Annotated in this window: 24 protein-coding genes and 2 tRNA genes; 15 read left to right on the top strand and 11 right to left on the bottom strand. The window is 74.1% G+C overall.

Annotated features, from left to right (window positions below; genetic code table 11):
• Positions 1 to 18: 18 nt before the first annotated feature.
• Positions 19 to 2,130, bottom strand: coding sequence for an ATP-binding protein (locus tag INN71_RS16040; protein ID WP_301801200.1), 2,112 nt, complete (start codon positions 2,128 to 2,130; stop codon positions 19 to 21).
• 216 nt (positions 2,131 to 2,346) lie between these two features.
• Here INN71_RS16040 and INN71_RS16035 point away from each other — a divergent pair.
• Positions 2,347 to 2,422, top strand: a tRNA-Lys gene (locus INN71_RS16035).
• Between the two features lie 60 nt (positions 2,423 to 2,482).
• Here INN71_RS16035 and INN71_RS16030 read toward each other — a convergent pair.
• The 5 genes from INN71_RS16030 to INN71_RS16010 all read right to left on the bottom strand — a co-directional run bounded on the left by INN71_RS16030 (position 2,483) and on the right by INN71_RS16010 (position 5,910).
• Positions 2,483 to 4,084: a class I SAM-dependent methyltransferase gene (locus INN71_RS16030; protein ID WP_277499712.1), complete on the bottom strand. Its 1,602-nt coding sequence runs from the start codon at positions 4,082 to 4,084 to the stop codon at positions 2,483 to 2,485.
• Positions 4,081 to 4,452, bottom strand: coding sequence for a hypothetical protein (locus INN71_RS16025; RefSeq protein WP_277499764.1), 372 nt, complete (start codon positions 4,450 to 4,452; stop codon positions 4,081 to 4,083). Before INN71_RS16025 ends, INN71_RS16030 begins: the two co-directional genes overlap by 4 nt.
• A 41-nt stretch (positions 4,453 to 4,493) precedes the next feature.
• On the bottom strand, positions 4,494 to 4,910 hold the full coding sequence (locus INN71_RS16020) for a hypothetical protein (RefSeq protein ID WP_277499710.1): 417 nt from the start codon (positions 4,908 to 4,910) through the stop codon (positions 4,494 to 4,496).
• A 131-nt stretch (positions 4,911 to 5,041) separates the two neighbouring features.
• Positions 5,042 to 5,707 carry a hypothetical protein gene (locus INN71_RS16015; protein ID WP_301801198.1) on the bottom strand — a complete coding sequence of 222 codons (666 nt, stop codon included), beginning with the start codon at positions 5,705 to 5,707 and terminating at the stop codon, positions 5,042 to 5,044.
• Positions 5,708 to 5,836: 129 nt separating this feature from the next.
• Positions 5,837 to 5,910, bottom strand: a tRNA-Arg gene (locus INN71_RS16010).
• A 177-nt stretch (positions 5,911 to 6,087) separates the two neighbouring features.
• On the opposite strand from INN71_RS16010, the gene INN71_RS16005 reads away from it, so the two are divergent.
• From INN71_RS16005 to INN71_RS15985, 5 genes are all read left to right on the top strand, one after another.
• Positions 6,088 to 6,645 carry a hypothetical protein gene (locus INN71_RS16005; protein ID WP_277499706.1) on the top strand — a complete coding sequence of 186 codons (558 nt, stop codon included), beginning with the start codon at positions 6,088 to 6,090 and terminating at the stop codon, positions 6,643 to 6,645.
• A gap of 144 nt (positions 6,646 to 6,789) precedes the next feature.
• Positions 6,790 to 7,497: a septum formation family protein gene (locus INN71_RS16000; RefSeq protein ID WP_277499704.1), complete on the top strand. Its 708-nt coding sequence runs from the start codon at positions 6,790 to 6,792 to the stop codon at positions 7,495 to 7,497.
• A complete protein-coding gene (locus tag INN71_RS15995; RefSeq protein ID WP_277499703.1) occupies positions 7,494 to 8,363 on the top strand; it encodes a DUF4190 domain-containing protein in 870 nt (289 codons plus the stop codon). The genes INN71_RS16000 and INN71_RS15995 overlap by 4 nt, the downstream gene beginning before the upstream one ends.
• 75 nt (positions 8,364 to 8,438) lie before the next feature.
• A complete protein-coding gene (locus INN71_RS15990; protein ID WP_277499701.1) occupies positions 8,439 to 9,950 on the top strand; it encodes an SDR family NAD(P)-dependent oxidoreductase in 1,512 nt (503 codons plus the stop codon).
• A 77-nt stretch (positions 9,951 to 10,027) separates the two neighbouring features.
• Positions 10,028 to 10,342 (top strand): hypothetical protein, encoded by a 315-nt coding sequence (locus INN71_RS15985; protein ID WP_277499700.1) that lies wholly within the window; start codon positions 10,028 to 10,030, stop codon positions 10,340 to 10,342.
• 76 nt (positions 10,343 to 10,418) lie between these two features.
• Here INN71_RS15985 and INN71_RS15980 read toward each other — a convergent pair whose 3' ends face one another.
• The gene (locus INN71_RS15980) at positions 10,419 to 11,870 is read right to left on the bottom strand and encodes an aminopeptidase P family protein (protein WP_277499699.1); all 1,452 of its coding nucleotides are present in this window, start codon (positions 11,868 to 11,870) and stop codon (positions 10,419 to 10,421) included.
• A 101-nt stretch (positions 11,871 to 11,971) separates the two neighbouring features.
• Between INN71_RS15980 and INN71_RS15975 the strand changes: the two genes are divergently transcribed.
• From INN71_RS15975 to ettA, 5 genes are all read left to right on the top strand, one after another.
• Positions 11,972 to 13,090 (top strand): PrsW family intramembrane metalloprotease, encoded by a 1,119-nt coding sequence (locus tag INN71_RS15975; protein WP_277499697.1) that lies wholly within the window; start codon positions 11,972 to 11,974, stop codon positions 13,088 to 13,090.
• Positions 13,087 to 14,856: a dynamin family protein gene (locus INN71_RS15970; RefSeq protein WP_277499696.1), complete on the top strand. Its 1,770-nt coding sequence runs from the start codon at positions 13,087 to 13,089 to the stop codon at positions 14,854 to 14,856. The genes INN71_RS15975 and INN71_RS15970 overlap by 4 nt, the downstream gene beginning before the upstream one ends.
• Positions 14,857 to 14,923: 67 nt before the next feature.
• Positions 14,924 to 16,558 (top strand): GTPase family protein, encoded by a 1,635-nt coding sequence (locus tag INN71_RS15965; RefSeq protein ID WP_277499694.1) that lies wholly within the window; start codon positions 14,924 to 14,926, stop codon positions 16,556 to 16,558.
• A gap of 154 nt (positions 16,559 to 16,712) precedes the next feature.
• Positions 16,713 to 17,183, top strand: coding sequence for a single-stranded DNA-binding protein (locus INN71_RS15960; protein WP_277499692.1), 471 nt, complete (start codon positions 16,713 to 16,715; stop codon positions 17,181 to 17,183).
• A 95-nt stretch (positions 17,184 to 17,278) separates the two neighbouring features.
• Complete coding sequence (ettA, locus tag INN71_RS15955) at positions 17,279 to 18,961, top strand: energy-dependent translational throttle protein EttA (protein ID WP_277499691.1); 1,683 nt, start codon at positions 17,279 to 17,281, stop codon at positions 18,959 to 18,961.
• A gap of 90 nt (positions 18,962 to 19,051) precedes the next feature.
• Here ettA and INN71_RS15950 read toward each other — a convergent pair whose 3' ends face one another.
• Complete coding sequence (locus tag INN71_RS15950) at positions 19,052 to 19,546, bottom strand: MarR family winged helix-turn-helix transcriptional regulator (protein WP_277499690.1); 495 nt, start codon at positions 19,544 to 19,546, stop codon at positions 19,052 to 19,054.
• A 50-nt stretch (positions 19,547 to 19,596) separates the two neighbouring features.
• Between INN71_RS15950 and INN71_RS15945 the strand changes: the two genes are divergently transcribed.
• Together INN71_RS15945 and INN71_RS15940 are read left to right on the top strand one after the other, a co-directional pair.
• Positions 19,597 to 20,727, top strand: a complete 1,131-nt coding sequence (locus INN71_RS15945; protein ID WP_277499689.1) for a crosslink repair DNA glycosylase YcaQ family protein — start codon at positions 19,597 to 19,599, stop codon at positions 20,725 to 20,727.
• Positions 20,728 to 20,743: 16 nt separating this feature from the next.
• Positions 20,744 to 21,664 (top strand): thioesterase family protein, encoded by a 921-nt coding sequence (locus INN71_RS15940; protein ID WP_277499687.1) that lies wholly within the window; start codon positions 20,744 to 20,746, stop codon positions 21,662 to 21,664.
• Between the two features lie 247 nt (positions 21,665 to 21,911).
• On the opposite strand, the gene INN71_RS15935 is transcribed toward INN71_RS15940, so the two are convergent.
• The 3 genes from INN71_RS15935 to INN71_RS15925 form a co-directional block, all read right to left on the bottom strand.
• A complete protein-coding gene (locus INN71_RS15935; protein WP_277499685.1) occupies positions 21,912 to 23,441 on the bottom strand; it encodes an HNH endonuclease signature motif containing protein in 1,530 nt (509 codons plus the stop codon).
• 420 nt (positions 23,442 to 23,861) lie between these two features.
• The gene (locus INN71_RS15930; RefSeq protein ID WP_277499683.1) at positions 23,862 to 24,245 is read right to left on the bottom strand and encodes a globin; all 384 of its coding nucleotides are present in this window, start codon (positions 24,243 to 24,245) and stop codon (positions 23,862 to 23,864) included.
• Between the two features lie 34 nt (positions 24,246 to 24,279).
• On the bottom strand, positions 24,280 to 25,251 hold the full coding sequence (locus INN71_RS15925; protein ID WP_277499675.1) for a mechanosensitive ion channel family protein: 972 nt from the start codon (positions 25,249 to 25,251) through the stop codon (positions 24,280 to 24,282).
• Positions 25,252 to 25,297: 46 nt separating this feature from the next.
• On the opposite strand from INN71_RS15925, the gene INN71_RS15920 reads away from it, so the two are divergent.
• Complete coding sequence (locus INN71_RS15920) at positions 25,298 to 25,684, top strand: hypothetical protein (protein ID WP_277499674.1); 387 nt, start codon at positions 25,298 to 25,300, stop codon at positions 25,682 to 25,684.
• Entirely contained in the window at positions 25,662 to 26,102 is a 441-nt protein-coding gene (locus INN71_RS15915) for a DUF5130 family protein (RefSeq protein ID WP_277499673.1), read from the top strand. The genes INN71_RS15920 and INN71_RS15915 overlap by 23 nt, the downstream gene beginning before the upstream one ends.
• Positions 26,103 to 26,132 lie beyond the last annotated feature (30 nt).

The raw sequence follows: 26,132 nt of genomic DNA, 5'->3' as shown, positions 1-26,132 counted from the left end.
CGGGAGACTTAGGCGACCCTAACCTCTGGCGTCGAGGGCGTCGAGGGCGTCGACGGGGGTCACCACGTCGACCCGGCGGGCGCCGGGCTCGACGGCGGGGGCCGGCGCGAGGAGGCGGGGGAGCACGACGAGGAACGTCGTGCCGGTGCCCGGCTCCGAGGTGGCGCCGATGACCCCGCCGTGCTGGTCCACGATGGCGCGCGCGATGGACAGGCCCAGGCCGGTGCCCTGGACGGCCTCCTGCTTCGCGAGCGAGGAGCGGAAGAACTGGGTGAAGAGCTGGTCCTGCTCCTCGACGGGGATGCCCATGCCCGTGTCGCTGACCTCGAGCACCACCTCGTCGGGCTCGAGCTTGACCGACACGTCGACGCGGCCGCCGTCGGGCGTGAACTTCACGGCGTTCGTGAGGAGGTTGAGCACGACCCGCTCCAACATGCCCGCGTCACCGTCGACCACGGCCGCGTCGTCGGGCAGCTCGAGGCGCACGTCGAGGTCGCGGCGGTCGACCGACGGGGCCACCACGTCGTACGCCGACCGCACCACGTCCCGCACGTCCGTGGGCCGCGCGTCGAGCTCGAGGGCCCCGGCGTTGACGCGGGAGAGCACCAGCAGGTCCTCGACCAGCGAGCGCAGCCGCTCGCCGTTGTTGAGGATCCGTTCCATCGTCTGGCCCACCGGCGCGGGCAGGTCGCCGAAGTCTCCGTCGGCCAGCATCGTGGCGTAGCCGAGGATGCTCGTCAGCGGCGTGCGCAGCTCGTGGCTCACGGTCGAGACCAGGGCGTCCTTCATGCGGTCGGCCTGCTCGAGCCGCTGGACCGCCTCGCGCTCGGTCAGCAGCGCGGCGAGCAGCGCGTCCTGCCGCTGCACGCGGGAGGTGACGTCCTCCGAGGTGCACACGAAGCCGACGGTCGCGCCGCGCTCGTCGCTCATGGGCGTGATGGTGAGCGAGTGGGTGCGCACCTCGCCGGACTTGCGCCGCAGGCGCCAGTCGCGCGCCTCCGTGGTCTGGCGGGACAGCGCGCGGGCGATGCGCACGAACTGGGGCGCCGCGCCGGCCGCGTCGGCCTGGCTCTGCAGCTCGGCGCGGGGCACGAGCACGTCGGGGGTGCGCCCGAGCATCTCCTCCGCGGTGTAGCCCAGCAGCGTCTCGGCGCCCACGTTGAAGAGGGTGATCCGGCCGTTCCGGTCCGTGCCGATGATCGCGGTGCGGGTGGCCGAGGCCATGATCCGGCCGACGAGCTCGCGCTCGCGGTGGGCCTCGGCGGAGCGGTCCCGCAACTGCTGGGCCACGAGGGCGTAGGGCACCACGAGCAGCACGCCGCTGAGGAGGAAGAGCAGCAGCTGCGTCGCCTCCACGACGGCGTCGCCGGTGTCGGCGAGCCCGAAGGGGCCCACCCCGATGGCGGCGAGGGCCAGCACGGTGGTGCTGAGGCCCAGCAGCTGCAGCACCATCTCGCGCAGCCGCAGCCGGAGCGCCCCCCAGGCCAGGAGCGGGACGACCACGAACGCCCACGCGACGTCGGTCTGGAGGAGGAACACCGCCACCGTGGAGACGAGCACCGCCCCCCACTGGGCGGCCCGCTCGGGTTCGCTGGCCGGGCGGGGGGACCGGTCGACGTCGAGGAAGGGCAGCACGAGGAGCAGCTGCGAGAGCACGGCGGCGACGAGCAGCAGCGCCAGGGTGCTGGGCGCCAGCTCGCGGTCGTCGGCCACGAACACGCCGGCGAGCGCGGCGACGCCCACGAGCGGGCCCGCCAGTCCCGCGGCGAGCCAGTGGGCCAGGTCGCCCTGCGTGCGCAGGGCGGCGCGGCCGTCCCGCTGCCCGGTCCGGGCGAGCACGAGGACGCCGATGCCGGCCTGCAGCACGGTGCTGAGGCTCATGCCCAGGACGGTCGAGCCCTGGGCCCCGACCGAGGTGAGGGTGGCCGCGACCACCAGGCCGCCGCCCGCGACGACGGGCAGGCGCCACCAGCGGTGGGCGAGGAGCGCCGCCCCCGTGAGGAGGCCGACGGGGGACACGCTGAACGCCTCCACCCAGGAGTGCGCGAGCTGCACGACCACGACACCGACGGCGAGGGCGCCCACGAGGACCGCGACGGGGAGCCACGCGGGCGCCACCGGGCGCGTCACGACGTGCTCCTGCGTGGCCACTCGACCCTCCCGTTCCCGCGTCCCGACCGCCCGGCGGCCGGCTCCCCGCGCCATTGTGACCGCTGGGCGGCCCGACGACAGCCGTTGCGCGCAGAACGTGGACGGGTGCGGCCCGTCCCGGCCGGCGCCGCCGGGCGCGCGCGGCCGATTTTGCTCCCTCGTCACTCGCAGGTAGAGTTCTACCCGCTTCACCGCGCGGCATTAGCTCAATTGGCAGAGCAGCTGACTCTTAATCAGCGGGTTCGGGGTTCGAGTCCCTGATGCCGTACCACCACCGGAGGCCCTCCACCGCAGCAGCGGGGAGGGCCTCCGGCGTGTCCCGGGGCCGCGCTCAGCCCGGCGGGCGCCGCGCGACGCTCAGCACGTGGGTGTCCGGCCACGGCAGCGCCTCACCCGTGGCGGGGTCGAGCAGCTCCGCGACGGGGGCGAGGCGGTGCTCGACGATCCAGTCGTTGCGCCACGCCCCGTGGCCGGGGTCGAGCTCGAACCCGGCGTCGGTGAGCAGGTCGCGCCAGTCGGCCATCGACAGCCCGCAGAACTGCTCGTGGCACTCGCTCAGCCAGTTGTCGGCGTAGTCCTTGGTCGTCAGGAACTCCATCGCGTCCCCGAGCCGCAGCCGCCACGTGGTGGTGCCCTCGACCTCGACGTCGAGCGGCTCCCGGGTGGCGGTGAAGCCGGAGCCGGACAGGCGCGGGAAGTCGTGGACGAACTGCACCATCCGGCCAGCGGTCGACAGGCCCTCGACGTACGCCGCGACGTCCTCGGCCGGCAGGTCGTCGAGGTCGGTCCGGGCCTGCTCGGGGGTCGCGCCGTCGTCGGCGCGCAGCCGGAGCAGCACCTCGCGGTCGGGCTCGGCGGGGCCGAGCACGTCGGAGTTCACCCAGACGCCCCCGACGCGGGTGTGCTCGTGGACCCGCCGGGCGAACGCCTCCACGTCGGCGCGACCCGCGCCGTACGAGAACAGCTCGTGGGTCAGCGCCACGGTGACGGTCGAGTCGACGGAGCCCGCCGGCATCACGGGCCCGCCCAGGATGTTGGCGCGCACGAACCAGATGTTGGGGTTCGCGAAGACGCCCGTGGCCTTCTTGTGCTCGGCCTCCTCGAGCAGCGGGCGGGCGACGTCGACGCCGAAGAGGTCGGACTCCTCGAACCGCGGGTCGGCCGCGACCTGCTCCAGCAGCCCACCGGTCGCGCAGCCGACGTCCACGACGCGGCCCGGCTGCAGCAGCGGCCCGACCTGCTCGAACTTGCGGGCCGAGGCGGTCTCGAAGGACGCGGCGTACGTGCGGTAGTCCCGCGTCGTGGTCAGGTCGCCCTCGCTGGAGACCACCGGGTCGGAGAAGAGGTCGACGACGAGGTCGGGCACGCCGTACCGCTCGTAGAAGGCCACCGTCTCGGGGTGGGCCAGCAGGCGCCACGACTCGTCGCCGTGGGCGAGGCGCTGCACGACCTCCCAGGGGCGGCCGGGCTGGTCCTCGGGCTCCTCCTCGACCGTGTCCTCGACCCCGACGACGGTGAACCCGAGCTCGCGGTAGGAGTCCGCGACGGCCGGGGTCGAGCAGGCCACGAGGGTGTGGTCGGGCGCGGGCGCCGGCCGGTGGGGGAGCGCGGTGGCGACGGTGGTGACGACGAGGGCCGCGAACCGGGGGTGCTGCGGCACGTCCGGAACCGGTACGACGAGGCTCGGCAGCCCGGCGGCGGCGCTGACGCGCTCGACCAGCGCCTCGCGGCGGTGGCCCGGCAGCGGGTTGCGCCGGGTCCAGGCGTGGGTGGCCGAGGTGACGGGCCAGACGACGACCGCGTCGGAGGTCACCTCCACGGGACGCCCGTCGGGGAACCGGACGTCGCCCGCCAGGAGGCGGCGCAGGTGCTCGACCTGGAAGGCGGTGACGGCGTGGTGCCGCCCGGGGAACAGGACCTCGGTGAACGTCACGGACGCTCATCCTGCCGGTCGGGCGAGCGACGCAGCCACCCGCCCGCCCACAGGGCCCACAGCACCAGCAGCGGCTGGAAGAAGAGGCGCACCAGCCGCGCCCGGTCGCTCGTCAGGCCGAAGGCGTCGGTGCCCTCGACGTACTGCGCCACGTTGCCCGGGAAGATGGCGACGAAGAACGCGGCGAGCAGCCCGCCGGCGAGACGCCGGTGGCGCGGCGGGGCCAGCAGGAGCGCCGCCCCCAGGCCGATCTCCACCACGCCGGACCCGACGACCACGAGGTCCTCGTCCACCGGCACCCACGCGGGCACCTGGGCCTGGAACTCGGTGCGGGCGGTGGTGAGGTGCGCGACGCCGGCGCCGACCATGACGGAGCCGAGCAGCAGGCGGCCTGCCGTGCGCAGGACGCTCACGGGCGGTACTCGTGCCCCGGCTCGCCGTGGGTGCGCCGCCCCTCCTTCATCTCCGACTCGTAGACGTGCTTCCGGCCCTCCAGCAGGGCGTCGCGGGCGTCCTTCTCGAGCGCCTTGAAGGTCGCGTAGTAGCCGTCGTCGTAGTCCTCCACCACCTGGAACGACCAGCGACCGTGGATGATGTTGCGCCCGACGATCTCTCGGTCCAGCCGGTCGGCGAGCTCGCCGTGGCCCGCCGCGCGCAGCTGGTCGACGGCGTCGCCCAGGGTCAGGTCGGCCGTGCCGCAGCGGCGGTGGAACGCGTAGAGGTGGCCGCGCGCCTCCTCCACGGCCTCGAGGGCCTCCGACAGCTTGCCGAGGGCCTCCACGGTGGCGTCGTCGACGCCGTCGGGTCGGGTGTGGTCGATGTCCATGCCCCGATCGTGCCCCCGGGGACAAGACGGGCCGCCGGGAACGGGACGACACCCCGGGGGTCGGGATCCCCGGGGCGTCGTCGTCTGCCGTCGTACGGCGTGCTGCTGCGGGTGGACGGTCCGCCCCCGGCTCACTCCCAGATGACGGGCGAGCCCAGGATGAGGCTGTAGTCGTCGCCCTCGCCGAACGCGGCCTGCGTGACCGGCTCGGCCGAGACGACCGTGTTGCAGGTCTCGAAGGCCGAGCCGTCCCAGTCGGACGCGGCCGACTCGGTCTCGCAGCCGCCGATGCCGCCGGAGAAGCTGATGAGCTGGGCGGCGCTGTCGCCGGCGGCGGTGAGGCCGTCGAGGCTCAGCTGCATGCCGCCGATCGCCTCGGCGTTCTCGACGCCCGAGATCTCGTAGGAGATGTGCCACGGCGTCATGCCGTCGGAGTCCTCGACGTCGGCGAGGTCGGCCGGGTCGCCCTCGCGGATCTCGGTGACGGTGACCTCGATGACGCCGTCCTCGCCCGCGTACGACATCGGGACGGTCGCGGTCTCGCCCAGCTTCAGCTGGGCGCCGGGCTCGGTGAGCTCGCTGGCGGAAGAGCCGCCCGCCGAGCCGCTGCCGGAGTCCTCCGACTCCTCGTCCTCCGAGGTCTCCTCGTCGGCGGGCTCCTCGGACGCGTCCTCGGTGGTGCTCGACTCCGAGCTCTCGGCGTCGTCGCTCGACTCGTCGTCACCGCCGCAGGCGGTGAGCGAGGCCGCGAGGACGGCGGCCACGGCGACGGAGGCGAACTTCTGGCGCTTGCGCATGGGGGTGTCTCTCTCTGATCGGGTACGGCGCCGCCTCCCGCGGCGCCGCCCCCTCCCTACCTTCGGGTGGTCGCCGCCAAACCTGCGGCCCCGGGCGCGCTCGTGCAGCGGGGCGGACGTCCTGCGCGGTGCCCCCGACAGGATTCGAACCTGTGACCGGCGGATTAGAAGGCCGCTGCTCTATCCAGCTGAGCTACGGAGGCGGGGACCGTTCGCGGGGACGGGACCGGAGGGTCCGTCCGGCCACGACGCCGGTCCGGGCAGCAGTGTAGGGGCCGCCGCCGACCGCGTGCGCGAGAGCGGGGAGTGAGGCCGGCTCCCGCGGGGTAGGGCACCCGCCGGCCCGGGCGCGCCGGGGCAGCGACGACAGGAGTGGAGCGGTGGAGACGATCGTGGAGCGCGAGCTGCGCCTGCTGGGGCAGCGGGTCGAGCGGCTGGAGGACCTGGTGGTGAGGGCGGTGGCGTGGGCCAGCGCGATCTGCCTGGTGCTGGGCCAGCTGCTGCCGTTCATCCCGGTCAACCAGGGCTCCGACGAGGAGGACGTCATGGCCAGCCTCCTGACCACGGGCTTCCGCGCCCTGACCTTCCGCGACAGCGAGGGCGACGTCGAGGGCTTCTCCATCGCGGCCGGGATCGGGTTCCTCGGCCTCCTCCTCGTCACCGTGGTCGCCCTCTACCTGCTGGCCCTCATCGCCACCGCCTCCGCCACGGCGGGCACGCAGAAGGTCGTCGGGCTCACCGCGACGCTGCTCGTCGTCGGCACCGTGGTGGCCGGCATCTTCGCCCTCCTCTCGCTGTCGGCCGAGGACGTCGGGCCGGGCTGGGGGATCGTGGTCTTCGCCGTGGGGGTGGCGCTGTTCCTCGTCGTCGCCTTCTCGGGGCTGCGCGACTGGTGGGAGCCGGCGCGTCGGGCGCGCGGCACCGTCGTGCTCCGCTGAGGCCTGTTGCCCGGATCACCGCTCGGGGGCACCGGCTGTTGCCCCGTTCCGCCCGCGTGATCCCGCGCGGGATGGGAGCATGCGGGCGTTGCGACGCCGACGGGCTCGTACGACCGCACCACGAGCCGAGGGGACCGACGACCCATGCCCGACGAGCCGCAGTACCCGCCGCCCGGCCCCGCGCCCGAGCCGCCCGTGCAGCAGCCGTTCCCACCGCAGCAGCACGCGCCGCAGCCGTACGCCGGGGGGTGGGGCGCGCCGTACCCCGGCCCGCCCGCGCCGCCGCGCCGCCGCCGTACCGGTCTCGTCGTCGGCCTGGTCGTCGCCGGGGTCGCGGTCGTCGGTCTCCTCGGTGCCGTGGTCGTCGGGACCTTCGCGGTCGTCGGTCTCGAGGGCGGGTCGGCGTGGTCGGAGGAGGCGTCGAGCGTGACCAGCGAGGCGGCCGACCCCTGGTACGTCGAGGACCTCGACGCCGAGAAGGTCGCGCTCTTCGACCTCGAGGTCGGTGACTGCTTCTTCGACGGGCTGCTGGACCCCGAGTCGAGCGGGGAGCCGTTCGTCAGCGAGGAGGTGGACCTCGTCGACTGCAGCGAGGCACACCCGCTCGAGGTGGTCGGGGCGTACCGGGTCGACGAGCTGCCGGAGGAGGACGACGCGTTCTTCGCCGACACCGAGGACCGGTGCTGGGACCACTACGACACGTACGCCGGCGAGGCCGGCGCCTACGCGGACGTGTGGATGAGCTTCTACTGGCCGACCCCGGAGTCCTGGGAGTTCGGGGACCGCGAGATCGTCTGCGTCGCCACGTCGGAGGAGCTCCGCCGTGGTTCGCTCGGGCGGTCAGACGCATGAGCACCCAGACGCCGCACCCCGCGCCCGCGCCGCAGCACCCGCCGTACCCCCTGCCGTGGCAGCCGCCCGTCCGTGAGGACGCCGGCCTCGTGCCGACGCTGGCGCTGGCCCTGGCGTGCGTGCCTCTCGTCGTCACCAACCTCCTCGGTGTCGTGCTCGGCGCAATCGGGCTGGGGTCCCGGCCGCGCGGGCGCCCCGGTCGCGGCATGGCGGTGGCCGCCCTCGTGGTCGGTACGGCGTGGCTCGCCGTCGCGGCCGTGGTCGGCACCGTCCTGCTGGTCCAGGCCGGTGACACCGCCCGGCGCGAGGCGACCGTCGAGCGCCTCCAGGGCGACGTGCAGGAGCTCCGCGACGAGCTGGACGAGGTCGGCGCCGGGTTCGACGCGGGGTTCGACGAGGGGTTCGACGAGGACTACGCGATGGACCCCGAGGAGCTGGGCGACGCCGAGGAGCGGGCGTCGGTGACGCCGCTGGCCCAGGACGTGCCGCTGGTGGACCTCGCGGCCGGCGACTGCGTGCTCGACCACGAGCTGAACTACCAGCTCTGGTGGGGCGACCCGCTGGAGACGGTGGCGGCGACGGTCGACTGCGCCGGGTGGCACGACGCGGAGCTCGCGGGCTTCGTCGAGGTCGACGGGGACGACTACCCCGACGAGGACACGTTGTGGGACGAGGTCGGCTTCGACTGCGACGACCTCTTCTTCTCGTACGCGGGCGAGGCGAACTACGCCGGGGCCGAGACGACCTACCCGGCGTTCGTGCCCCCGACCGAGGAGGCCTGGGACGCGGGGGAGCGCCGCGTGGCGTGCTTCGCGTCCAGCGAGGAGCTCGTCGAGGGCTCGCTGCGGGGCGTGGCGCGGGGCTGAGGCCGGCCGGGCGCGCCGGCCGGGGCCGTGGTCGGCGTTTCCGCCCGCCGACGCCCGGCGCCGTACCCTCTCCCGGTGAGTGACGCCGTACCCAGCGCCGGTCCTGCCGGCATCGACCCCGCCGAGATGGCGACCGCGCTGCGGGTGCTGCAGCAGGTCGCGGACCTGCCGCCCGACCACCCCGACGTGACGACGGTGAAGCGCGCCGCGTCGTACATGTACAAGCTGATCAAGAAGACCCGCCGGGCCGAGATCCGCATGACGCGGCAGGTGCACGACCAGCGGATCATCGAGAGCACGGCGACCGGGTCGGCGATGCGGATCGACGACGAGACCGCCGGCATCCCCCTGGTCTCGACGGCGAAGGGGGCGTTCGCGGGCGAGCTCATCACCGCGCGCGGCTGCTACATCTGCAAGGAGGACTTCACCCTCGTCGACGCGTTCTACCACTGGCTGTGCCCGCGCTGCGCCGCGATGAGCCACGCCAAGCGGGACCAGCGCACCGACCTCACCGGTCGCCGCGCGCTGCTGACCGGGGGCCGGGCGAAGATCGGGATGTACATCGCGCTGCGGCTGCTGCGCGACGGCGCCCACCTGACCATCACGACGCGCTTCCCCCGCGACGCGGTGCGCCGGTTCGCGGCGCTGGAGGACTCCGACGACTGGCTGCACCGCCTCAAGGTCGTCGGCATCGACCTGCGCGACCCCACCCAGGTGCTCGCGCTGGCCGACGACGTCATGGCCGACGGCCCGCTCGACATCCTCGTCAACAACGCCTGCCAGACGGTCCGGCGCAGCCCCGGCGCCTACTCCCAGCTCGTGGAGATGGAGTCCGCCCCGCTGCCCACCGACCGCGTGCTGCCCGAGATGGTCACCTTCGACCGCGTGTCCGAGGCCCACCCCGCCGCCATCGCGGGCGCCCTGGCCGACGTGGCGGTCGCCCACCACGACGGCGAGTCCGCGGAGCACGCCCTGGCCGCGCACAGCGCCGCGACGATGACCGCGCTGGCGCTCAAGGCCGGCAACGCCAGCCTGGAGGCGCACCTCGCCGGCACCGCCGTCGACGCGGGCGGCCTGCTGCCCGACGTGCAGACCAACAACTCCTGGACCCAGGTCGTCGACGAGGTCGACCCCCTCGAGCTGCTCGAGGTGCAGTTCTGCAACTCGGTCGCTCCGTTCCTGCTCATCAGCCGGCTGCGGCCCGCCATGCGCGAGGCGGTACGGCGGGGCGCCCGCCGCGCGTACGTCGTCAACGTCTCCGCCATGGAGGGCCAGTTCTCGCGCCGCTACAAGGGCCCGGGCCACCCGCACACCAACATGGCGAAGGCGGCGCTCAACATGCTGACCCGCACGAGCGCGGGGGAGATGTTCGAGACCGACCAGATCCTCATGACGGCCGTCGACACCGGCTGGATCACCGACGAGCGCCCCCACCACGAGAAGCTGCGCATCGCGGCCGAGGGCTGGCACGCACCGCTCGACCTCGTCGACGGCGCCGCCCGCGTCTACGACCCGATCGTGCGGGGCGAGGCCGGTGAGGACGTGTTCGGCTGCTTCCTCAAGGACTACGAGCCCAGCCCCTGGTGATGCCGCACCCCGCGGGGGGTGACGCGGCCGTCCCCCGGGGGCGGTGACGTCCCGACCCGTCCCTCGTTGGGGCGGGCATGGACGCGATCGCCCTCCACGTGCTCCTCGTCGAGCAGGTCACCCGCGCCGTCGACGAGCTCGTGCGGCCCGTGGCCACGGCCCGGTCCCGGTTCGTCGACCTCTGCGTCGAGGGCGCCCTGGCGTGCGACGTGGTGGGCGACGACGCCGAGGTCTCGGCCGAGCCCGACGTGGCCCGCCGCTCCCGCTGGGCCACGTCGGTCCTCACCGGGCTCGCCGAGCCGGGGCTCGACGCCGGCACGCGCGACCAGCTCGCGCGGGCGTGCGAGGTGGCCGTCGGCCGCTTCTGCACGCTGGCCCGCGGCCGGGCCTGATCCCCGCCGCACCCCCACGGGAGTGCCCCGCCGGGGGAGTGCCCGGTCGGGGAGTGCCCCGCCGGGGGAGTGCCCGTCAGGGGAGCAGCGAGCCCATCCACGCCTCGACGTCGGCGACGGTGCGCGGCAGGGCCGCCGAGAGGTTGCGGGCGCCGTCGGCGGTGACGAGCACGTCGTCCTCGATGCGGATGCCGATGCCCCGCAGCTCCTCGGGCACCAGCAGGTCGTCGGCCTGGAAGTAGAGCCCGGGCTCGACCGTCAGGACCATCCCCTCGGCGAGGTCGCCGCGCGGGTAGACCTCGGGGGCGGAGCGGGCGCAGTCGTGCACGTCCATGCCGAGCATGTGGCTCGTGCCGTGCAGCGTCCAGCGCGCGTAGACGCGGCTGTCCGGGGACAGCGCCTCCTCCGGGGAGCAGGGGAGCAGGCCGAGGTCGCCGAGGCCGTGGGCGAGCACCGTCATCGACGCCTGGTGGACCGAGGTGAACGCCACGCCCGGGCGCACCGCGTCGATGCCCGCCTGCTGGGCGGCGAGCACCAGCTCGTAGAGGTCGCGCTGCAGCGGCGTGAAGGTGCCGTCGACCGGGAGGGTGCGGGTGACGTCGGCGGTGTAGAGGTTGCGGTTCTCCACGCCCATGTCGAGGAGGATCAGCTGGCCGGGCAGGACGGGCCCGGTGTTGTCGATCCAGTGCAGCGTCGTGGCGTGCGAGCCGGCGCCCACGATGGAGTCGTAGCCGAGGTCGTTGCCCATCGCGCGCGCCCGGCGGAAGAAGGTGCCCTCCAGCCAGCGCTCGCCGTGCTCGCGCACGCGGTCCCACTCGCGCACGGAGTCCTCGAAGCCCAGGGTGGTGATGTCGCAGGCCTCCTGGAGCTGGTCGACCTCCCACGTGTCCTTCACCAGCCGCAGCTCGGAGGCGACCCGGGCCAGCTCGGCGTCGCGGGCCTCGTCGGGGGCGGCACCGGCGTCCACCTCCGCGTCGAGGCCGCGCAGCACGCGGGTCTTCGTGCCGGTGCGGGCCAGCTCGGCCGCCAGCTCGTCGCGGTGGCGCACGGGCAGGCCGAGGGACTGCTCGAGCTCGCGCAACGACGGGCGCTCGCCGGCCCACAGCGCGCCGTACTGCCGGTCGCGGAAGAACTCGTCGGTGTCGCGTCCCGAGCGGGGGCGGGCGTAGAGCACCGGCTCGCCGTCGGTCACCACGAGCACCGCGTCGGTCGTCTGGTTGCCGGAGAAGTAGGTGTGGGCGGTGTCGGGCCGGAACCGGTAGTCGGTGTCGTTCGAGCGCACCTTGAAGGTGCCCGCCGGCAGCACCAGGCGCTCGCCGGGGAACGCCTCGGCCAGCCGGGCGCGCCGCTGCTCCGCCCACGGCACGACGGGGTGCGGGGGCAGCTCGCGCTCGACGTCGGCCCAGCCGGTGCGCATGAACGCGGCGTACGCCTCGGGCACCGCGGGGTCGTGCGACTCCACCTTCAGGTCCTCGCCGCCCTCGGCGGGGGTCGTGACGTCGGGGGCCTGTGCGCTCTCCTCACCCATGGCGGCCAGGGTACGCGCGGCCCGCGCCGGACCCGCTGACCTGGGGAGAGCCGTCGGCGACGGCCCCGCGGGGGCGCCCCTGCTCGGTTAGGGTGGCGGGCATGCCCACCCGCCACCGCGACAACGTCGCCTTCACCGTGGTGGTGTGGTCGCTCGTGGGGCTCGGCGCCCTCGGGGTGCTCGCCCTCCTGGCCCTCTCGGGCGCGCCGGGCACGTTGCTCGTGGCGACGGTGCTGGCCGCCGTCCCGGTGGGACCCGTGGTCGCCGTCTACCTGTGGCTCGACCGCTACGAGCCCGAGCCGCGCAACCTCCTCGTCGCGGGCCTGCTGTGGGGCGCCTTCGTGGCCACCACGGCGGCCGTGGTGCTCGGCGGCGTCGGCGGCCTCGTGGCGCCGATGGACCGGGTGACCTCCGCGGTGCTGGTGGCGCCGGTGACGGAGGAGGCGACCAAGGGCCTCTTCCTCGTGCTGCTCCTGTGGTGGCGCCGCCACGAGCTCGACGGCGTCCTCGACGGCATCGTGTACGCCGGGATGGTCGGCGTCGGCTTCGCCTTCACCGAGAACATCCTCTACCTCGCCGCGGCGTACGACGGCGGTGCCGACGTGGGGCCCGGCGGCGTCGCCGCGCTGACCGGCACGTTCGTCGTCCGCTGCCTGCTCAGCCCCTTCGCGCACCCGTTCTTCACCGCGTTCATCGGCATCGGCGTCGGCGTCGCGGTGGGCTCGCGCTCGGGCTTCGTGCGCCTGGCCGCCCCGCTGGTGGGGTACGCCGTCGCGGTGGGGTGGCACGCGTTGTGGAACGCGTCCAGCGCGCTGCCGGTCGGCTTCCTCGGCACCTACACGCTCCTCATGTTCCCCGCCTTCCTCGGCCTCGTCGCGGCCGCCGTCTGGTGCCGCTCGACCGAGCGGAGGGTGCTGACGACCGCGTTGCAGGACGCGGCGGCCCGCGGTCTGCTCCCGGCCTCCGACATCCCCTGGATCGCGGACCTCCGGCTGCGCCGGCAGGTACGACGGGACGCGCGCCGGGGAGGCGGCGTCGCGGCCGAGGGCGTGGTGCGGGAGTATCAGGAGGCGGCGGTGGAGCTGGGGTTCCTGCACCACCGCGTCCTCCGCGGCACGGCACCCGACGACTTCGTCCGGCGGGGACAGGCGCACCTGCGCCGCATGACGGCGACCCGCCCGCAGATCCCGATCCCTCCACAGGTGGTGACCGCTCGATGACTCCTCCCGACAACGGGTCCTCCCCGACCGCGGGCTCGCGGTCGAACCGCAGCGCGTCCGGAGGGGCCGGCGGGCTCGGCGTCGGTGGCAACGCCCCGATGCTCACGGCGCTCGTGCAGCTGCGCAGCGCGCTGCAGGCGGTCGTGCTGCCCCTGGAGGTGCCCGGCGTGGGGACGGCGCGCGACGCCCGCGCCGAGATGGTCGACCAGCTGGAGGACTACGCGATCCCGCGGCTCATGGCCGTCGAGGCGCCGCTGCTCACCGTCGTCGCCGGCTCGACCGGCGCCGGCAAGTCGACGCTGGTCAACTCGCTCGTCGGCCACAAGGTCTCCGAGGTCGGCGTGCTCCGGCCCACCACGCGCTCGGCCGTGCTCGTGCACCACCCCGACGACGGGTCGTGGTTCGGGCCCGACCGCCTGCTGCCCGAGCTGCGCCGGGTCACCGACCCGACGACCGACCCCGGCTGCCTCCAGCTCGTCGGCACCGACGCGGTGCCGAAGGGCCTGGCCATCCTCGACGCTCCCGACGTCGACTCCGTCGACAAGCACAACCGCGAGCTCGCCGCCCAGCTGATGGCGGCGGCCGACCTGTGGCTCTTCGTCACCTCGGCCGCCCGCTACGCCGACCAGGTGCCGTGGGAGTTCCTCAAGGAGGCGGGGGAGCGCTCGACCGCGGTCGCGATCGTGCTGGACCGCACGCCGGCCGACGCCGTCGAGACCGTCGCCGCCCACCTCGCCCGCATGCTGGCCAGCCGCGGCCTGAAGGACTCGCCGCTCTTCATCGTCCACGAGGGCGACGTCGGCCCGGACGGCGTGCTGGCCCCCCACGAGGTCGGGGACGTCGTCACCTGGCTCGCCAGCCTGGCCGCCGACCAGAAGGCCCGCGAGGCCGTGGTGCGCCAGACCCTGTCGGGCACGGTGCGCACCCTGTCGCTGAGCAGCCACAGCATCGCCGACGCCGCCGAGGTGCAGGTCGACGAGGCCCGGCGCCTGCGGTTCTGCGTCGACAGCGTCTTCGACGAGGTCGTCTTCGAGGCCGAGCAGACGCTGACCGACGGCTCGCTCGTCGCGGGCGAGCTCGAGGCCCGCTGGCAGGAGTTCGTCGGCAACGGGGAGCTGCTGCGCTCGCTGGAGACGCGGGTGGGTCTCATCCGCGACCGCATCGTCAACGCCGTCAAGGGCAAGCCGCAGCAGGCCGAGCAGGTCGCGGCGGCGGTCGCCTCCACGGTGGGCTCGGAGGTCGTGGCCCACGCGGAGCGGGCGACGACGACGCTCGTCGCCCGGTGGCGCGAGTCCGAGGCCGGCGCCGGCCTCGTGCGCGACGGCGACCGCCTGGAGCGTCCCGCGCGCGAGGTGGCCCGCCAGGCCGAGCGCACGATCCGCGAGTGGCAGCGCGAGGTCACCGACCTGGTCCGCGAGGAGTCCGGCGACAAGCGCACCTCGGCCCGCTTCCTGGCCTTCGGCGTCGACGGCATCGGCGCGACCCTCGCGGTCGTGGTGCTGTCCAGCGACCCCGCGTCGCCCGGTCGCCAGCTGCTCAACGCCGTGCTGGGCCCGCAGTCCACCGCGCGGCTCGTGCAGTCCGCCACGACCGCGCTGCGCGAGCGCGTGCGCGCCGTGCTGGAGGGGGAGCGGGCCCGCTACGCCGGTGTCGTCGACCGCCTCGAGGTCAGCGAGGACGCCGCCGCCCGGGTCCGCTCCGCCTCGCGACGGGTCGACGACCTGCGCTTCGCGGACCGCGGTGCACTGAAGGCGACCCGGCGCTGAACGGCCCGTGCCCTAGGGTGGGCCCCGCCCGCCGCCGTACCTCGAGACCACCCGCCCGAGGGAGATCATGAGCTCGCCCCTTCCCCCCGCCACCTCCTCCGGCCCGTCGACGCCGGCCGCCGACCTCGGCGCCCGCGTGACGGCGCTCGAGGAGGCCGCCGCGACCGCGCGCGGCCGCCTCGACGACGACCTCGTCACGCACGTGGAGGAGGTCGCGGCCCGCGCCACGACCCGCATCCGGCTCTCGGCGGCGCACACGGTCGTCGGCATCGCCGGCGCGACCGGCTCGGGCAAGTCGTCGACGTTCAACCAGCTGACGGGCCTCGAGCTGTCGTCGGTCGGCGTGCGGCGCCCGACCACCTCCTGGGCCACGGCGTGCATCTGGGGCGCCGACGGCGCCGAGGAGCTGATGGAGTGGCTGGGCATCCCGCCGCGCCACCAGACGAGCCGCGACTCGATGCTCGACTCGAGCCGCGAGTCCGGCGACCTCGAGGGGGTCGTGCTCGTCGACCTGCCCGACCACGACTCGACCGAGGTCTCGCACCACCTCGAGGTCGAGCGCCTCGTCACCAAGACGGACCTGCTCATCTGGGTGCTGGACCCGCAGAAGTACGCGGACGCCGCCGTCCACGAGCGCTACTTCAAGCCGTACGTCGCGCAGCAGGACGTCATGCTCGTCGTCCTCAACCAGCTCGACGCGGTGCCGGAGGACCGGCGCGACGCGATGCTGGCCGACGTGCGCCAGCTGCTCGACGACGACGGGCTGACCCGCGTCCCCGTGCTGCCGATGAGCGCCCGCGAGGGTTGGGGCGTCGACGAGCTGCGCGCGGAGATCGTGGACCGCGTGGAGGCGAAGAAGGCGATGGTCGCGCGCATCGACGCCGACATCGTCGAGGCCGCCGAGAAGCTGTCCGTGGCGACCGGCGACGCCGCCGCCCCGGAGCTCTCCGGCGCGACGGTCGAGGAGATCCGGACCGCGGTGGCGACCGCCGCCGGGGTGCCTGCGCTCGTCGGGAGCGTCGAGACCGTGGTCACCGGCCGGGTACGCCGCGCCACCGCCTGGCCGCCCGTGGCCTGGTTCGGCCGCGACCCGCTGCGCCGCGTCGAGGTCGACCTCGGCGACGCCGCGGCGCTCCTGACGGGCGAGCGTGCCCCGGCGGCCGGCACCGTGCAGCGCTCCCGCGTGGAGATGGCCGCCCGTTCGCTGGGCGACCGGGTCTCCGACGGCCTCGTGCCCGCGTGGGCCGAGTCGGTGCAGCACGCGGCCACCGGGCAGGTCGACGAGCTGGTCACCGAGATCGACGGAGCCCTCGGGCGCAGCGACCTGCGCACCGGCTGGTTGCCCGGGTGGGCGCAGGCGGTGCGGGTGGCGCAGTGGCTCCTCCTCGCCGCGACCCTGGGCGGCCTGCTCTGGGGCGTGCTCGACCTCGTCGGGGCCGCCCCGTCGGCCGAGGTCGGTGGCCTGCCGGCCGGGTTCGCGCTCGCCGTCGTCGCGCTCGTGCTCTCGGTCGTGCTCGCCCTGGTCGGCCGCAGCGCCGCCCCGGGGGCGGGGCGACGGGCCGCCGAGGAGGCGGACGAGGCCCTGCGGGGCGCCAGCGACCAGGCGGTCGAGCGCCACGTGCTCACCCCGGTGCGTGGCGAGCTCGACGCCTACCGGCAGGTGCGCCAGAAGGTCGCCGCCGCGCAGCTGCGGCGCCGCTGACCGCGTCACCGCCTGCGCCACTTCCCGTCCCCAGGACGCCCCCCGCGTCCGCCCGTCCCCAGGCGCGCCGCCGCCCCCGCGCGTACGGCGGACCTGCGGTTGGCTCGACGCGTCGCCCGGCACGGGGCCGGGCGCGAGCGAGAGGGGAACACCCGTGAGCAGCACCTACATCACGGTCCAGGGCTGGGTCGGCAGCGACGTCAACCACTCCGTCTCCGCCGGCGGCACGCCGGTGGCCTCCTTCCGGCTGGGGTCCACGCCCCAGCGCCAGGCGCGCGACGGGTCGTGGCAGTCGGGGGAGACGGCGTGGTACACGGTGAAGGCCTGGCGCCACACCGCCGACCACGTGGCCGACTCCGTCCTGCGCGGCCAGCCGGTCGTCGTCACGGGCCGCCTCGTCGTCGAGACGTGGGAGCGGCAGGAGGGCGGCACGGCGACGCGCCACGTCATCGAGGCCACCGCGCTCGGTCACGACCTGACCAAGGGCACCGCGCGCTTCCACCGCTCGGGGCCCGTCCGCGAGCGTCCCGCGCCCGACGTCACGACGGGGGCGCAGTCGCAGGTCGAGCCGGTCGCCGAGCCGGCCACCGGGCCGACCACGGAGGCGAGCGAGCGCGCCGCGTGAGCGTCGCGTGAGCGCTGCGCCGCCGCGCCGGGGACGGGCGCGGGGTGGGGACACCGAGGCGCGCGCCGGGCGCCACCTCAACTAGGCTCGGCGTCATGGCCGACTTCATCTTCACCCTGCGCAACGTCCGCAAGGCCCACGGCGACAAGGTCGTGCTCGACAACGTGTCGCAGTCGTTCCTCAAGGGCGCCAAGATCGGCGTCGTCGGTCCCAACGGCGCGGGCAAGTCGACGCTGCTCAAGATCATGGCGGGCCTCGAGCACCCCAACAACGGCGACACCTTCCTCGACCCCGAGTCAACGGTCGGCATGCTCCAGCAGGAGCCGCCCCTGACGGAGGGCCGCACGGTCCTCGAGAACGTCGAGGAGGCCGTCGCCGAGATCAAGGGCAAGCTCGACCGCTACAACGAGATCGGCGAGCTCATGGGCGAGCCGGACGCCGACTTCGACGCCCTCATGGCCGAGATGGGCGACCTGCAGACCGACCTCGAGAACGCCGAGGCGTGGGATCTCGACAGCCGGCTCGACCAGGCGATGGACGCGCTGCGCTGCCCGCCGCCGGACGCCCTGGTGGACAACCTCTCCGGTGGTGAGCGCCGCCGCGTCGCGCTGTGCAAGCTGCTGCTGCAGGCGCCCGACCTGCTGCTGCTCGACGAGCCCACCAACCACCTCGACGCCGAGTCGGTGCAGTGGCTCGAGGGTCACCTGAAGAGCTACAAGGGCGCCGTCCTGGCGATCACCCACGACCGGTACTTCCTGGACAACGTCGCCGAGTGGATCGCCGAGGTCGACCGTGGCCGCATCCACGGGTACGAGGGCAACTACTCGACCTACCTGGAGACGAAGAAGGAGCGCCTCAAGATCGAGGGGCAGAAGGACGCGAAGCGCGCCAAGATGCTCGAGAAGGAGCTGGAGTGGGTCCGCTCCAACGCCAAGGCCCGCCAGACGAAGAGCAAGTCGCGACTGGCGCGCTACGAGGAGCTGGCGGCCGAGGCCGACCGCGCCCGCAAGATCGACACCTCCGACATCAACATCCCGCCGGGCCCGCGCCTCGGTGACATCGTGCTCGAGGCCAAGGGCCTCGAGAAGGGCTTCGAGGGCCGCACCCTCATCGACGACCTGTCCTTCACGCTGCCCCGCGCCGGCATCGTCGGCGTCATCGGCCCCAACGGCGTCGGCAAGACCACGCTGTTCCGCATGATCACGGGCAGCGAGGAGCCGGACGGCGGCGTCCTGACGGTCGGCCAGACCGTGAAGATCTCGTACGCCGACCAGAGCCGCGGCGGCATCGACCCCAACAAGAACGTCTGGGAGGTCGTGTCCGACGGGCTGGACTTCATCAAGGTCGCCAACTTCGAGATGAACTCGCGGGCCTACGTCGCGTCGTTCGGCTTCAAGGGTCCCGACCAGCAGAAGAAGGCCGGTGTCCTCTCCGGTGGTGAGCGCAACCGCCTCAACCTGGCGCTGACGCTGAAGATGGGCGGCAACATGCTGCTCCTCGACGAGCCGACCAACGACCTGGACGTCGAGACGCTGTCGGCGCTCGAGGACGCGCTCCTCGACTTCCCCGGCTGCGCCGTGGTCACCTCGCACGACCGGTGGTTCCTCGACCGCGTCGCGACCCACATCCTGGCCTGGGAGGGCGACGACGAGAACCCGGCGAAGTGGTTCTGGTTCGAGGGCAACTTCGCCTCCTACGAGGCCAACAAGATCGAGCGCCTCGGCGCCGAGGCCGCGCGTCCGCACCGCGTGACGCACCGCCGCCTCACGCGCGACTGACGCCGGGCGCCCGCAGGCGCGCGGCACGACACGACCCGAGGGGCCGTACGACGGGGAGCACCCGCCGTACGGCCCCTCGGTGCGTGCGGGTCAGCGGATCTCGAGGCCCGGGCGGGCGCCGATGAGGGCGTCGGCCACGGCGTCCATCACGCGGCCCAGGGCGGCGAAGTCGGCCGGGTCGACGATGTCGACGAGGTGGCGGCGCACGCCGCGCACGTGCACGTGGGAGGCGCGGCGCAGGACGTCCCAGCCGTGCTCGGTCATGACGCAGAGCACCCCGCGCCCGTCCTCGACGCAGGTGCTGCGGGTGACGAGGCCGGCCTTCTCCATCCGGGTGACGGTGTGGGTGATGCGGCTGCGGCTGTGGCGCACGGCGTCGGCGAGGAGCGCCATCCGCATCGAGGCATCGGGGGTCTCCGAGAGGCGCACGAGGATCTCGTACTCGGTCAACGACAGGGAGAACTCCGAGCGCAGCTCCTCGTCGAGCTGGTCCATCAGCAGGGTCGTCCCGATGAGGAGGGCCCGCCAGGACCGCTGCTCGTCGGGTTCGAGCCAGCGCGTCTCGTCCGCGAGCTCCTCCGTCACGCCCCCGATCCTACGAGGCGGCGCGCGGAGGTCGTGCTAGACAGCATCGTGTGGGTGGCGCTCTCCGTCTCGACCGGTCGCAGGTGCTGGCGTTCCGGGCGCGGGCCCACGGGCTGACCGGCGACCGGGGCGCGGAGCGCGTGCTGGACCTGGGGGTGCAGGACACGGGGCCGTCCGGGGCGCGGTGGTCGCTCGCGCTGCGGGGCGCCGACCCCGGGCCGGACCTCGACCCGGCGGCGCTGGCGCTGGTGTGGGCCGCGCGCGGGGCGCCCCTGGTGGTGCGTCGCGCGGACCTGGCGGGCGTCGCGGCGGCGATGGCGCCGTACTCGGAGGCCGACGCGGCGAAGCGCGTGTTCGACGCAGCCCGGCCGTTGCGGGCGGCGGGGGTGCCGGTGATCGAGGCCCTCGCGGTGCTGGCCGGGCACGTCCGGGACATCGTCACGGGCCCGACGACCAAGGGCGAGCTGTCGACCGAGCTCACGCGGCGCCTGCCGGCGCCGTACCTGCGGGAGTGCCGCCCGTGCGCCGCCGTCCACGTGTTCGAGCAGCCGTTCCGGCTCGCCGCGCTGCCCGCCGGCCTCGAGATCGAGCCCGGTACCTCGCCGCCGGTGCTGCGGCCCGTCCCCCGCTGGAGCGGCCCGTCCACCGTCGTGCCGCCGCGGCTCGACGCGCTGGGGGCGCAGCTGGCCGTCAACGGGCCGCTGTCCGTCGCCCAGCTGGCGGGGCACCTCGATGCGGCGCAGGCCGACGTGCGCCGGCGGGTGGCGGAGCTGGTCGCCGGGGGTGACGCCGTCGAGGTGGTCGTCGACGGCGACCCGGGGCGGGGGCCGCGCTACCTCCTCGCCGCCGACGTCGCGGCGGCGCAGGTCGCGCCCGCTCCGCGCGGGCTGCACCTGCTCGACCCGTTCGACCCGCTGCTGCAGACCCGCGACCGGGAGCTCGTGGTGCCGGACGAGGCGCAGCGCAAGGACCTGTGGCGCACCCTCGGGCGGCCGGGCGCGGTGTGGCGCGACGGCGAGGTCGTCGGCACGTGGCGACCGCGGTCGTCGGGACGCCGCCTCCGTCTCGTCCTGCAGTCGTGGCGCGGCGCGGACCTCACCACCGACCCCGCCGTGCGCGCGGGCGCCGAGCGGTTGGCCGGCGCGCGGGGCCAGGAGCTCGCCGAGCTGCTGCCCGCCTGACGGGCCGGGCGACGGGGTGACCGGCGTCACGGACGCGGTCGCGCGCCTGGGCGCGGGCTCTGGCAGCATCACGGAGGTGCGCCACCTCTACGTGTGCCCGCTGCGGTGGGCCGACCTCGACATGCTCGGGCACGTCAACAACGTGATCTACGTGGACTACCTCCAGGAGGCCCGCGTCGACATGCTCCGCACGCACAACCCCGACCCGCGGGCCGACGCGTTGGCCGAGGGCGTCGTCGTCGCGACCAACCGGGTGACCTACCTGCGGCCGCTGACCCTGCGCGAGAGCGTGGCGGTGGAGGTGTGGGTCACGGACATCCGAGCCGCTTCGTTCACGCTGGCCTACGAGGTGTTCGACACCGACGAGAACGGCGACCGGATCGTCTACCTCCGGGCGACGTCCCTGCTGACGCCCTTCGTCTTCGCGGAGGAGCGCCCGCGCCGCCTGACCGAGGCCGAGCGCACGGCCCTCGCCCGCTTCCTCGAGCCCGGCGAGCCCCAGCAGCGCCTGGCGCTGCCGCCCTCCCAGCTCGACCCGTCGGGGCACTGGGCGGTGCCCGTGCGGTTCTCCGACGTCGACGTCTACGGCCACGTCAACAACGTGAAGTACTTCGAGTACTTCCAGGAGGCCCGCATCGTCGTCTTCGACCGCCTGTTCTCCGGGCTGCGCGACGACCACGGCATCAACGTCGTCGTCGCCCAGATGGACGTCGAGTACAAGCGCCCGATCCTCTTCCGCCCCGAGCCCTACGACGCGTGGAGCTGGATCTCGCGCGTGGGCACGTCCTCCTACGACGTGTCCGCCGAGGTCCGCGACGGCGACACCCTGCTGTCCCGCTCCCGCTGCACGCTGGTCGCGTTCGACGCGAAGACCCAGCGCGCCGCCTCCCCGCCCCCCGAGTTCCGCCAGGTGCTGCTCGACAACCTCCGCGCCTGACGCCCGCGCGTTCCGCTGGTCGAGGCGGCGGCGCTTCCCGGTGGTCGAGGTGGCCGCGCTTCCCTGTGGTCGAGGTGGGTGCGCTGGCACCCCTCGAAACCACGCCTGGACACGCCGGTGGCCGTGCGGGTACGGCGGTGGTGGCGTCTGGTGGTTGAGGTGGCCGCCCCGGCGGCCCTCGAAACCACGCCCGGGCGTGCCGGTGGCCCCGCCAGGTCCTGCTGGGTGGCGGGTCGGCGCTAGCGGGTTAGTTCAGGGGTGTGGTGCCGGTGGAGTCGACGGCGTAGCGGAGCCCGTGCGGGCTGGTCCAGATGTAGGTGCCGAGCGAGTCGCGTTGGTAGCGCCATCGTCGATCGGGTGGCATGCCGCGCGGTGGGTCGTCGGGACCGTCGGATGGGCCTGGTGGGCTGGCTCCGGTCGGTGATGGGTGTGTCTTGACGCGGTGCTCGCCTCGGCACAGTGGCGCAAGATTGCTGGTCGACGTCTGCCCGGCACCGGGTGCCGCTTCCCACCGGTAGGGCTCGGTGTGGTCGAGGTCGAGCCCGCGTGCTGGTCGCCCGCAATAGGGGAACGCGCAGGTGGCCCGGTCGAGGCGCACCCGCTCGGCGATGCGGTCGGGGACCTCGTAGGCGTCGACCGCCACGTGCTCGTTCAGGTCGATGACGGGCTTGACGGTGATCGTCGTGCCCGGGGTCCGGCACCAGTCGCGGACCTGGTCGGCGGCGATGAGGGCGCGGGTGTTCTCAAGGCGGGCGAGGTCGATGCCGGTGTGGCCGGTCGCGGTGTCGATGCTGGGCCCTGCCTCTAGCCCGTCGGCGGAGCGGTGGGCGGCGAGGGCGGCGTCGGAGAGGTGGACGTAGAGGACGACCTGCCGCGGGGGCTTACTCGTTGCGGCTGCGTTCCCGCAGGCGCCGTCACCGTCGTGGGTCACGCCGTACAGGTCGAGCGCGGTCTGGCGGCGGGCCAGCTCGCCGAGGGCCATGGAGCGGCGGACGTCGAGGTCGGCGTCGCAGCCAGCAGCGGCGAGGTCGGCCGCCACTCGTTGCACGGCGTTGTCCAGGTCGAGGGCGTCGGCGAGGTCGAGGGTGCCGTGGACGGGGACGACCCCGGTCCAGGGTGCTGCTGCGTCGACGGGGCTGGTCTCGATGGTGAAGTAGCGGCCGGCGTCGGCGTCGGCGCGGTCGAGCTCGGCGTTCTCGGGGTCGAACCGGGCGACGGCCTCGGCGACCAGGCGCTCGACGGTGGGCATGGTGGCGCGGTGCGCGAGGGGGGCGAGGTTCCGGTCGACGAAGTCGGCCGCCTCGGCGGTCAATGTCCGGGTGAGGGCGGCGATCTTCCTCGCGCGCCACACGGGCACCGAGCGTCGCTGCGTCGAGGCGTCGGCGCCTGCGAGGACAAGTGACCAGAGGCGGGGGAGGCGGTGGCGCAATTCGATGGCGTCACCGATCAGCGGGCGGCCGGAACTGACGGATCGGCCGAGGGCTGCGGAGATCTCGTACAGGCAGAACTCAGAGACCAGCGGCGCGCCCGGGCCGCCGAGCTCGAGGAACCGGTCGCCGCCAGGAATCGCATCGGGGTTCTCGGACCACAGACCGAGCGGGCCGAGTGGGTCGGCAACGGTGCCGTCGGTGTGGGCTTCGGCCCAGTCGGCGACCGCGACGAACGCAGCTACGTCGGCTGCGCGTTGGGCGGCGGCGGCCTCGCGGGCGGTCGCGAGCAGCGCCGTCGTGTCGACGGCCGGTGGGGCCTCGACGACCGCGGTGCTCGGGTGGTTCATACGGACAACGCTAGGGGTGGCCACCGACAGTCTTGCCCCGGTGGACGGGGACTGGGGAAAGTCGGAAGTAGAGACTCGAGAGCGTCGCGAGGCGGCCGGCCGACGGACGTTCGTCGGGTGGTTTCGAGGGCCGCTGGGGCGGCCACCTCAACCACCGCACCCCAGCGTGCGGCCACCTCGACATCGTGGTTTCGAGGGCCGCTGGCGCGGCCACCTCAACCACCGAACCGAGGGCCGCTGGGGCGGCCACCTCAATGACCGCACCCCAGCGCGCGGCCACCTCGACATCGTGGTTTGGAGGGGCGCTGGCGCGGCCACCTCGACCACCGGACGCGGGGCGCCGGCGCGCCCACGCCGACGGACGGCGTACCCCGCCCGTCTCGACCGCCGCAGCGACGTCAGGCGCCGCCGCGCCCGGGCTCAGGGCGCGACGTCCTCCATCTTGTTCACCATGAACTGCGCCGCGTGGGTCACGTAGCCCCAGAACTTCTCGTCCTGCTCCGGCGTGAGGTCGGCGGCGTCGAGCCCGGCGCGGAAGTGCACGAGCCAGCGCTCGGCGGCCGCGGGGGTCACGGCGAACGGGGCGTGGCGCATGCGCAGGCGGGGGTGGCCCCGGCCGTCGGAGTACGTCGTGGGGCCGCCCCAGTACTGCACGAGGAACTGCCGGAAGCGTTCCTCGGCGGGCCCGAGGTCCTCGTCGGGGTACATGGGGCGCAGCAGGGGGTCCTGCGCCACGCCCTCGTAGAAGCGGTGCACGATCGTCGTGATCGTGGCCTCGCCACCGATCTCGTCGTAGAAGGTCATCGTGTCCATCCTGCCCGAGGGGCGGTCGTCGGGCTCACGGGAGCGGCGTGCCGGTGAGGCCGGCCGCGTCGAGGCGGACCTTGATCCGCTCGCGCAGCACGCGGGAGACCCGCCACTGCTCGAGCGGGGCGGTCTTGACGGTCATGCGGACGGTCAGGAGGTCGTGGGTCAGCTCCTGCACGCCCCACACCTCCGGCTCCTCGATGAGGACGCCGCGGAAGTCGTCGTCCTCCCACAGGTCGTGGCCGGTGGCCCGGAGCACGTCGATGAGCTGGTGGACGTCGGTGGCGTAGGGGAGGGCGACGTCGATGATGGCGCGCGCCCAGTTCTGCGACTTGTTGCCGACGCGCAGGATCTCGCCGTTGCGGACGTACCAGACGGTGCCGTCCGTGTCCCGCAGCCGCGTGATGCGCAGGCCGACGGCCTCGACGGTGCCGGAGACGGTGCCGACGTCGACCACGTCGCCCACCCCGAGCTGGTCCTCGAAGATCATGAAGACGCCGGTGAGGAAGTCCTTCACCAGGTTCTGCGCGCCGAAGCCGAGCGCGACGCCCACGACGCCGGCGCTGGCGATCAGCGGCGCGACGTCGAAGCCCAGCTCCGAGAGCGACATGATCACGACGATCGTGCCGATGATGGCGCTGACGATGCTCTTCAGCAGGGACCCCGTCGTCCGGGTGCGCTGCGCGCGGCGCGAGGTGGCGATGGGGCTGCTCTCGCTCGCCCCGGTGGTGCGGTCGCCCTTGCTGAGCCGCCCCAGGCCGGTGGGCAGCACACCCGACGCGGCGCGCGTCACCATGCGGTCGATGGCCCGGTGCGCGAGCCAGCGCGCCACCCACGCGACGAGGAAGATGCCGCCGAGCGCGAGGATCGCGCCCACGATCGCGCTGGTCACGTCCGCCACGACCTCGTTCTCGGTCAGCCGCCAGGTCAGGCGGCACGACATCGTCTGGTCGGGGGCGCACTGCGACACGTCTTCGACCAGGGGGAGCGGGACGGAGAACATGGTGCCCAGTATCCGTGGGGCGCTCCCCACCGATATCCTCGGGTGCGTGACTGCGCACCCTGAGCCCCGCCCCGCTCGACGTACCTCCCGAGGCACCGTCCGTCGCGTCGCCGTGCTCGCAGCGGCGCCGGCGCTGGCCGTCCTCGCCGCCGGGCCCGCCCACGCCGACGTGCCGCTGGGCTGGGACCCCGCGCAGGAGTCGGTGGACCCGCTCCACGTGCTCTGGCTGCTCGTCGGGATCCCGCTCGGCCTCATCCTGCTCATCGCGGCGGCGGTCTACCTGCCCGCCATCGCCCGCGGCAAGGACGTGCGCCCCGGCGCCGCCCACGCCGTCGAGGCGGAGTGGTTCGGCGGCCCCCGCCGCGCCCCCGAGGAGCTGGCCGCGCCCGACACCGAGGAGTCGCAGGCGGGTGGCGCAAGTGGCCGGTGGTGAGGTCTTCTCCAAGCACGACCGCCAGCAGGTCGACGCGACGATCCGCGCGGCCGAGCAGCTGTGCCGGTTCGAGTTCTCGGTCTACGTCGGCCACGTCAACGGTGACCCGCGCTCGTTCGCCACGCAGCTGCACAACTCGCTCGTCGTGCCGCCCAAGAGCATCCTCATCCTGGTCGACCCGACGGAGCGCGTGCTCGAGATCGTGACCGGCGGCAAGGTGCGCGCTGCCGTCGACGACACCGTGGTGCTGCGCACCGTTGCGGTCATGCAGTCCGCGTTCGCCGACGGCGACATCGTGGGCGGCATCAACCGGGGCATCACCCAGCTCGCCGAGGCCGCCAAGGCCGGCCGCGCGGCCGCCGCGGGTGACCCCGCGAAGGGCGCCGAGCCCGACCTGGACAGCCCCGACCGGCTCTGAGCATCCGGTCCGCACCGCTGCAGAGGTACG

It is taken from the genome of Nocardioides sp. ChNu-153 (assembly GCF_030466625.1).
Taxonomy (GTDB): domain Bacteria; phylum Actinomycetota; class Actinomycetes; order Propionibacteriales; family Nocardioidaceae; genus Nocardioides.
Note: the sequence above shows the minus strand (reverse complement) of the source record. Positions and strands in the feature narration are given on the sequence as shown.

Excerpts from the sequence above, each read along its gene's own strand:
- INN71_RS15925 (WP_277499675.1), bottom strand. The coding sequence starts at position 25,251 with ATGTTCTCCGTCCCGCTCCCCCTGGTCGAAGACGTGTCGCAGTGCGCC.
- INN71_RS15965 (WP_277499694.1), top strand. The coding sequence starts at position 14,924 with ATGAGCTCGCCCCTTCCCCCCGCCACCTCCTCCGGCCCGTCGACGCCG.
- INN71_RS15995 (WP_277499703.1), top strand. The coding sequence starts at position 7,494 with ATGAGCACCCAGACGCCGCACCCCGCGCCCGCGCCGCAGCACCCGCCG.
- INN71_RS16000 (WP_277499704.1), top strand. The coding sequence starts at position 6,790 with ATGCCCGACGAGCCGCAGTACCCGCCGCCCGGCCCCGCGCCCGAGCCG.
- INN71_RS15980 (WP_277499699.1), bottom strand. The coding sequence starts at position 11,870 with ATGGGTGAGGAGAGCGCACAGGCCCCCGACGTCACGACCCCCGCCGAG.
- INN71_RS15935 (WP_277499685.1), bottom strand. The coding sequence starts at position 23,441 with ATGAACCACCCGAGCACCGCGGTCGTCGAGGCCCCACCGGCCGTCGAC.
- INN71_RS15985 (WP_277499700.1), top strand. The coding sequence starts at position 10,028 with ATGGACGCGATCGCCCTCCACGTGCTCCTCGTCGAGCAGGTCACCCGC.
- INN71_RS15930 (WP_277499683.1), bottom strand. The coding sequence starts at position 24,245 with ATGACCTTCTACGACGAGATCGGTGGCGAGGCCACGATCACGACGATC.
- INN71_RS16015 (WP_301801198.1), bottom strand. The coding sequence starts at position 5,707 with ATGCGCAAGCGCCAGAAGTTCGCCTCCGTCGCCGTGGCCGCCGTCCTC.
- INN71_RS16025 (WP_277499764.1), bottom strand. The coding sequence starts at position 4,452 with ATGGTCGGCGCCGGCGTCGCGCACCTCACCACCGCCCGCACCGAGTTC.
- INN71_RS16020 (WP_277499710.1), bottom strand. The coding sequence starts at position 4,910 with ATGGACATCGACCACACCCGACCCGACGGCGTCGACGACGCCACCGTG.
- ettA (WP_277499691.1), top strand. The coding sequence starts at position 17,279 with ATGGCCGACTTCATCTTCACCCTGCGCAACGTCCGCAAGGCCCACGGC.
- INN71_RS15970 (WP_277499696.1), top strand. The coding sequence starts at position 13,087 with ATGACTCCTCCCGACAACGGGTCCTCCCCGACCGCGGGCTCGCGGTCG.
- INN71_RS15975 (WP_277499697.1), top strand. The coding sequence starts at position 11,972 with ATGCCCACCCGCCACCGCGACAACGTCGCCTTCACCGTGGTGGTGTGG.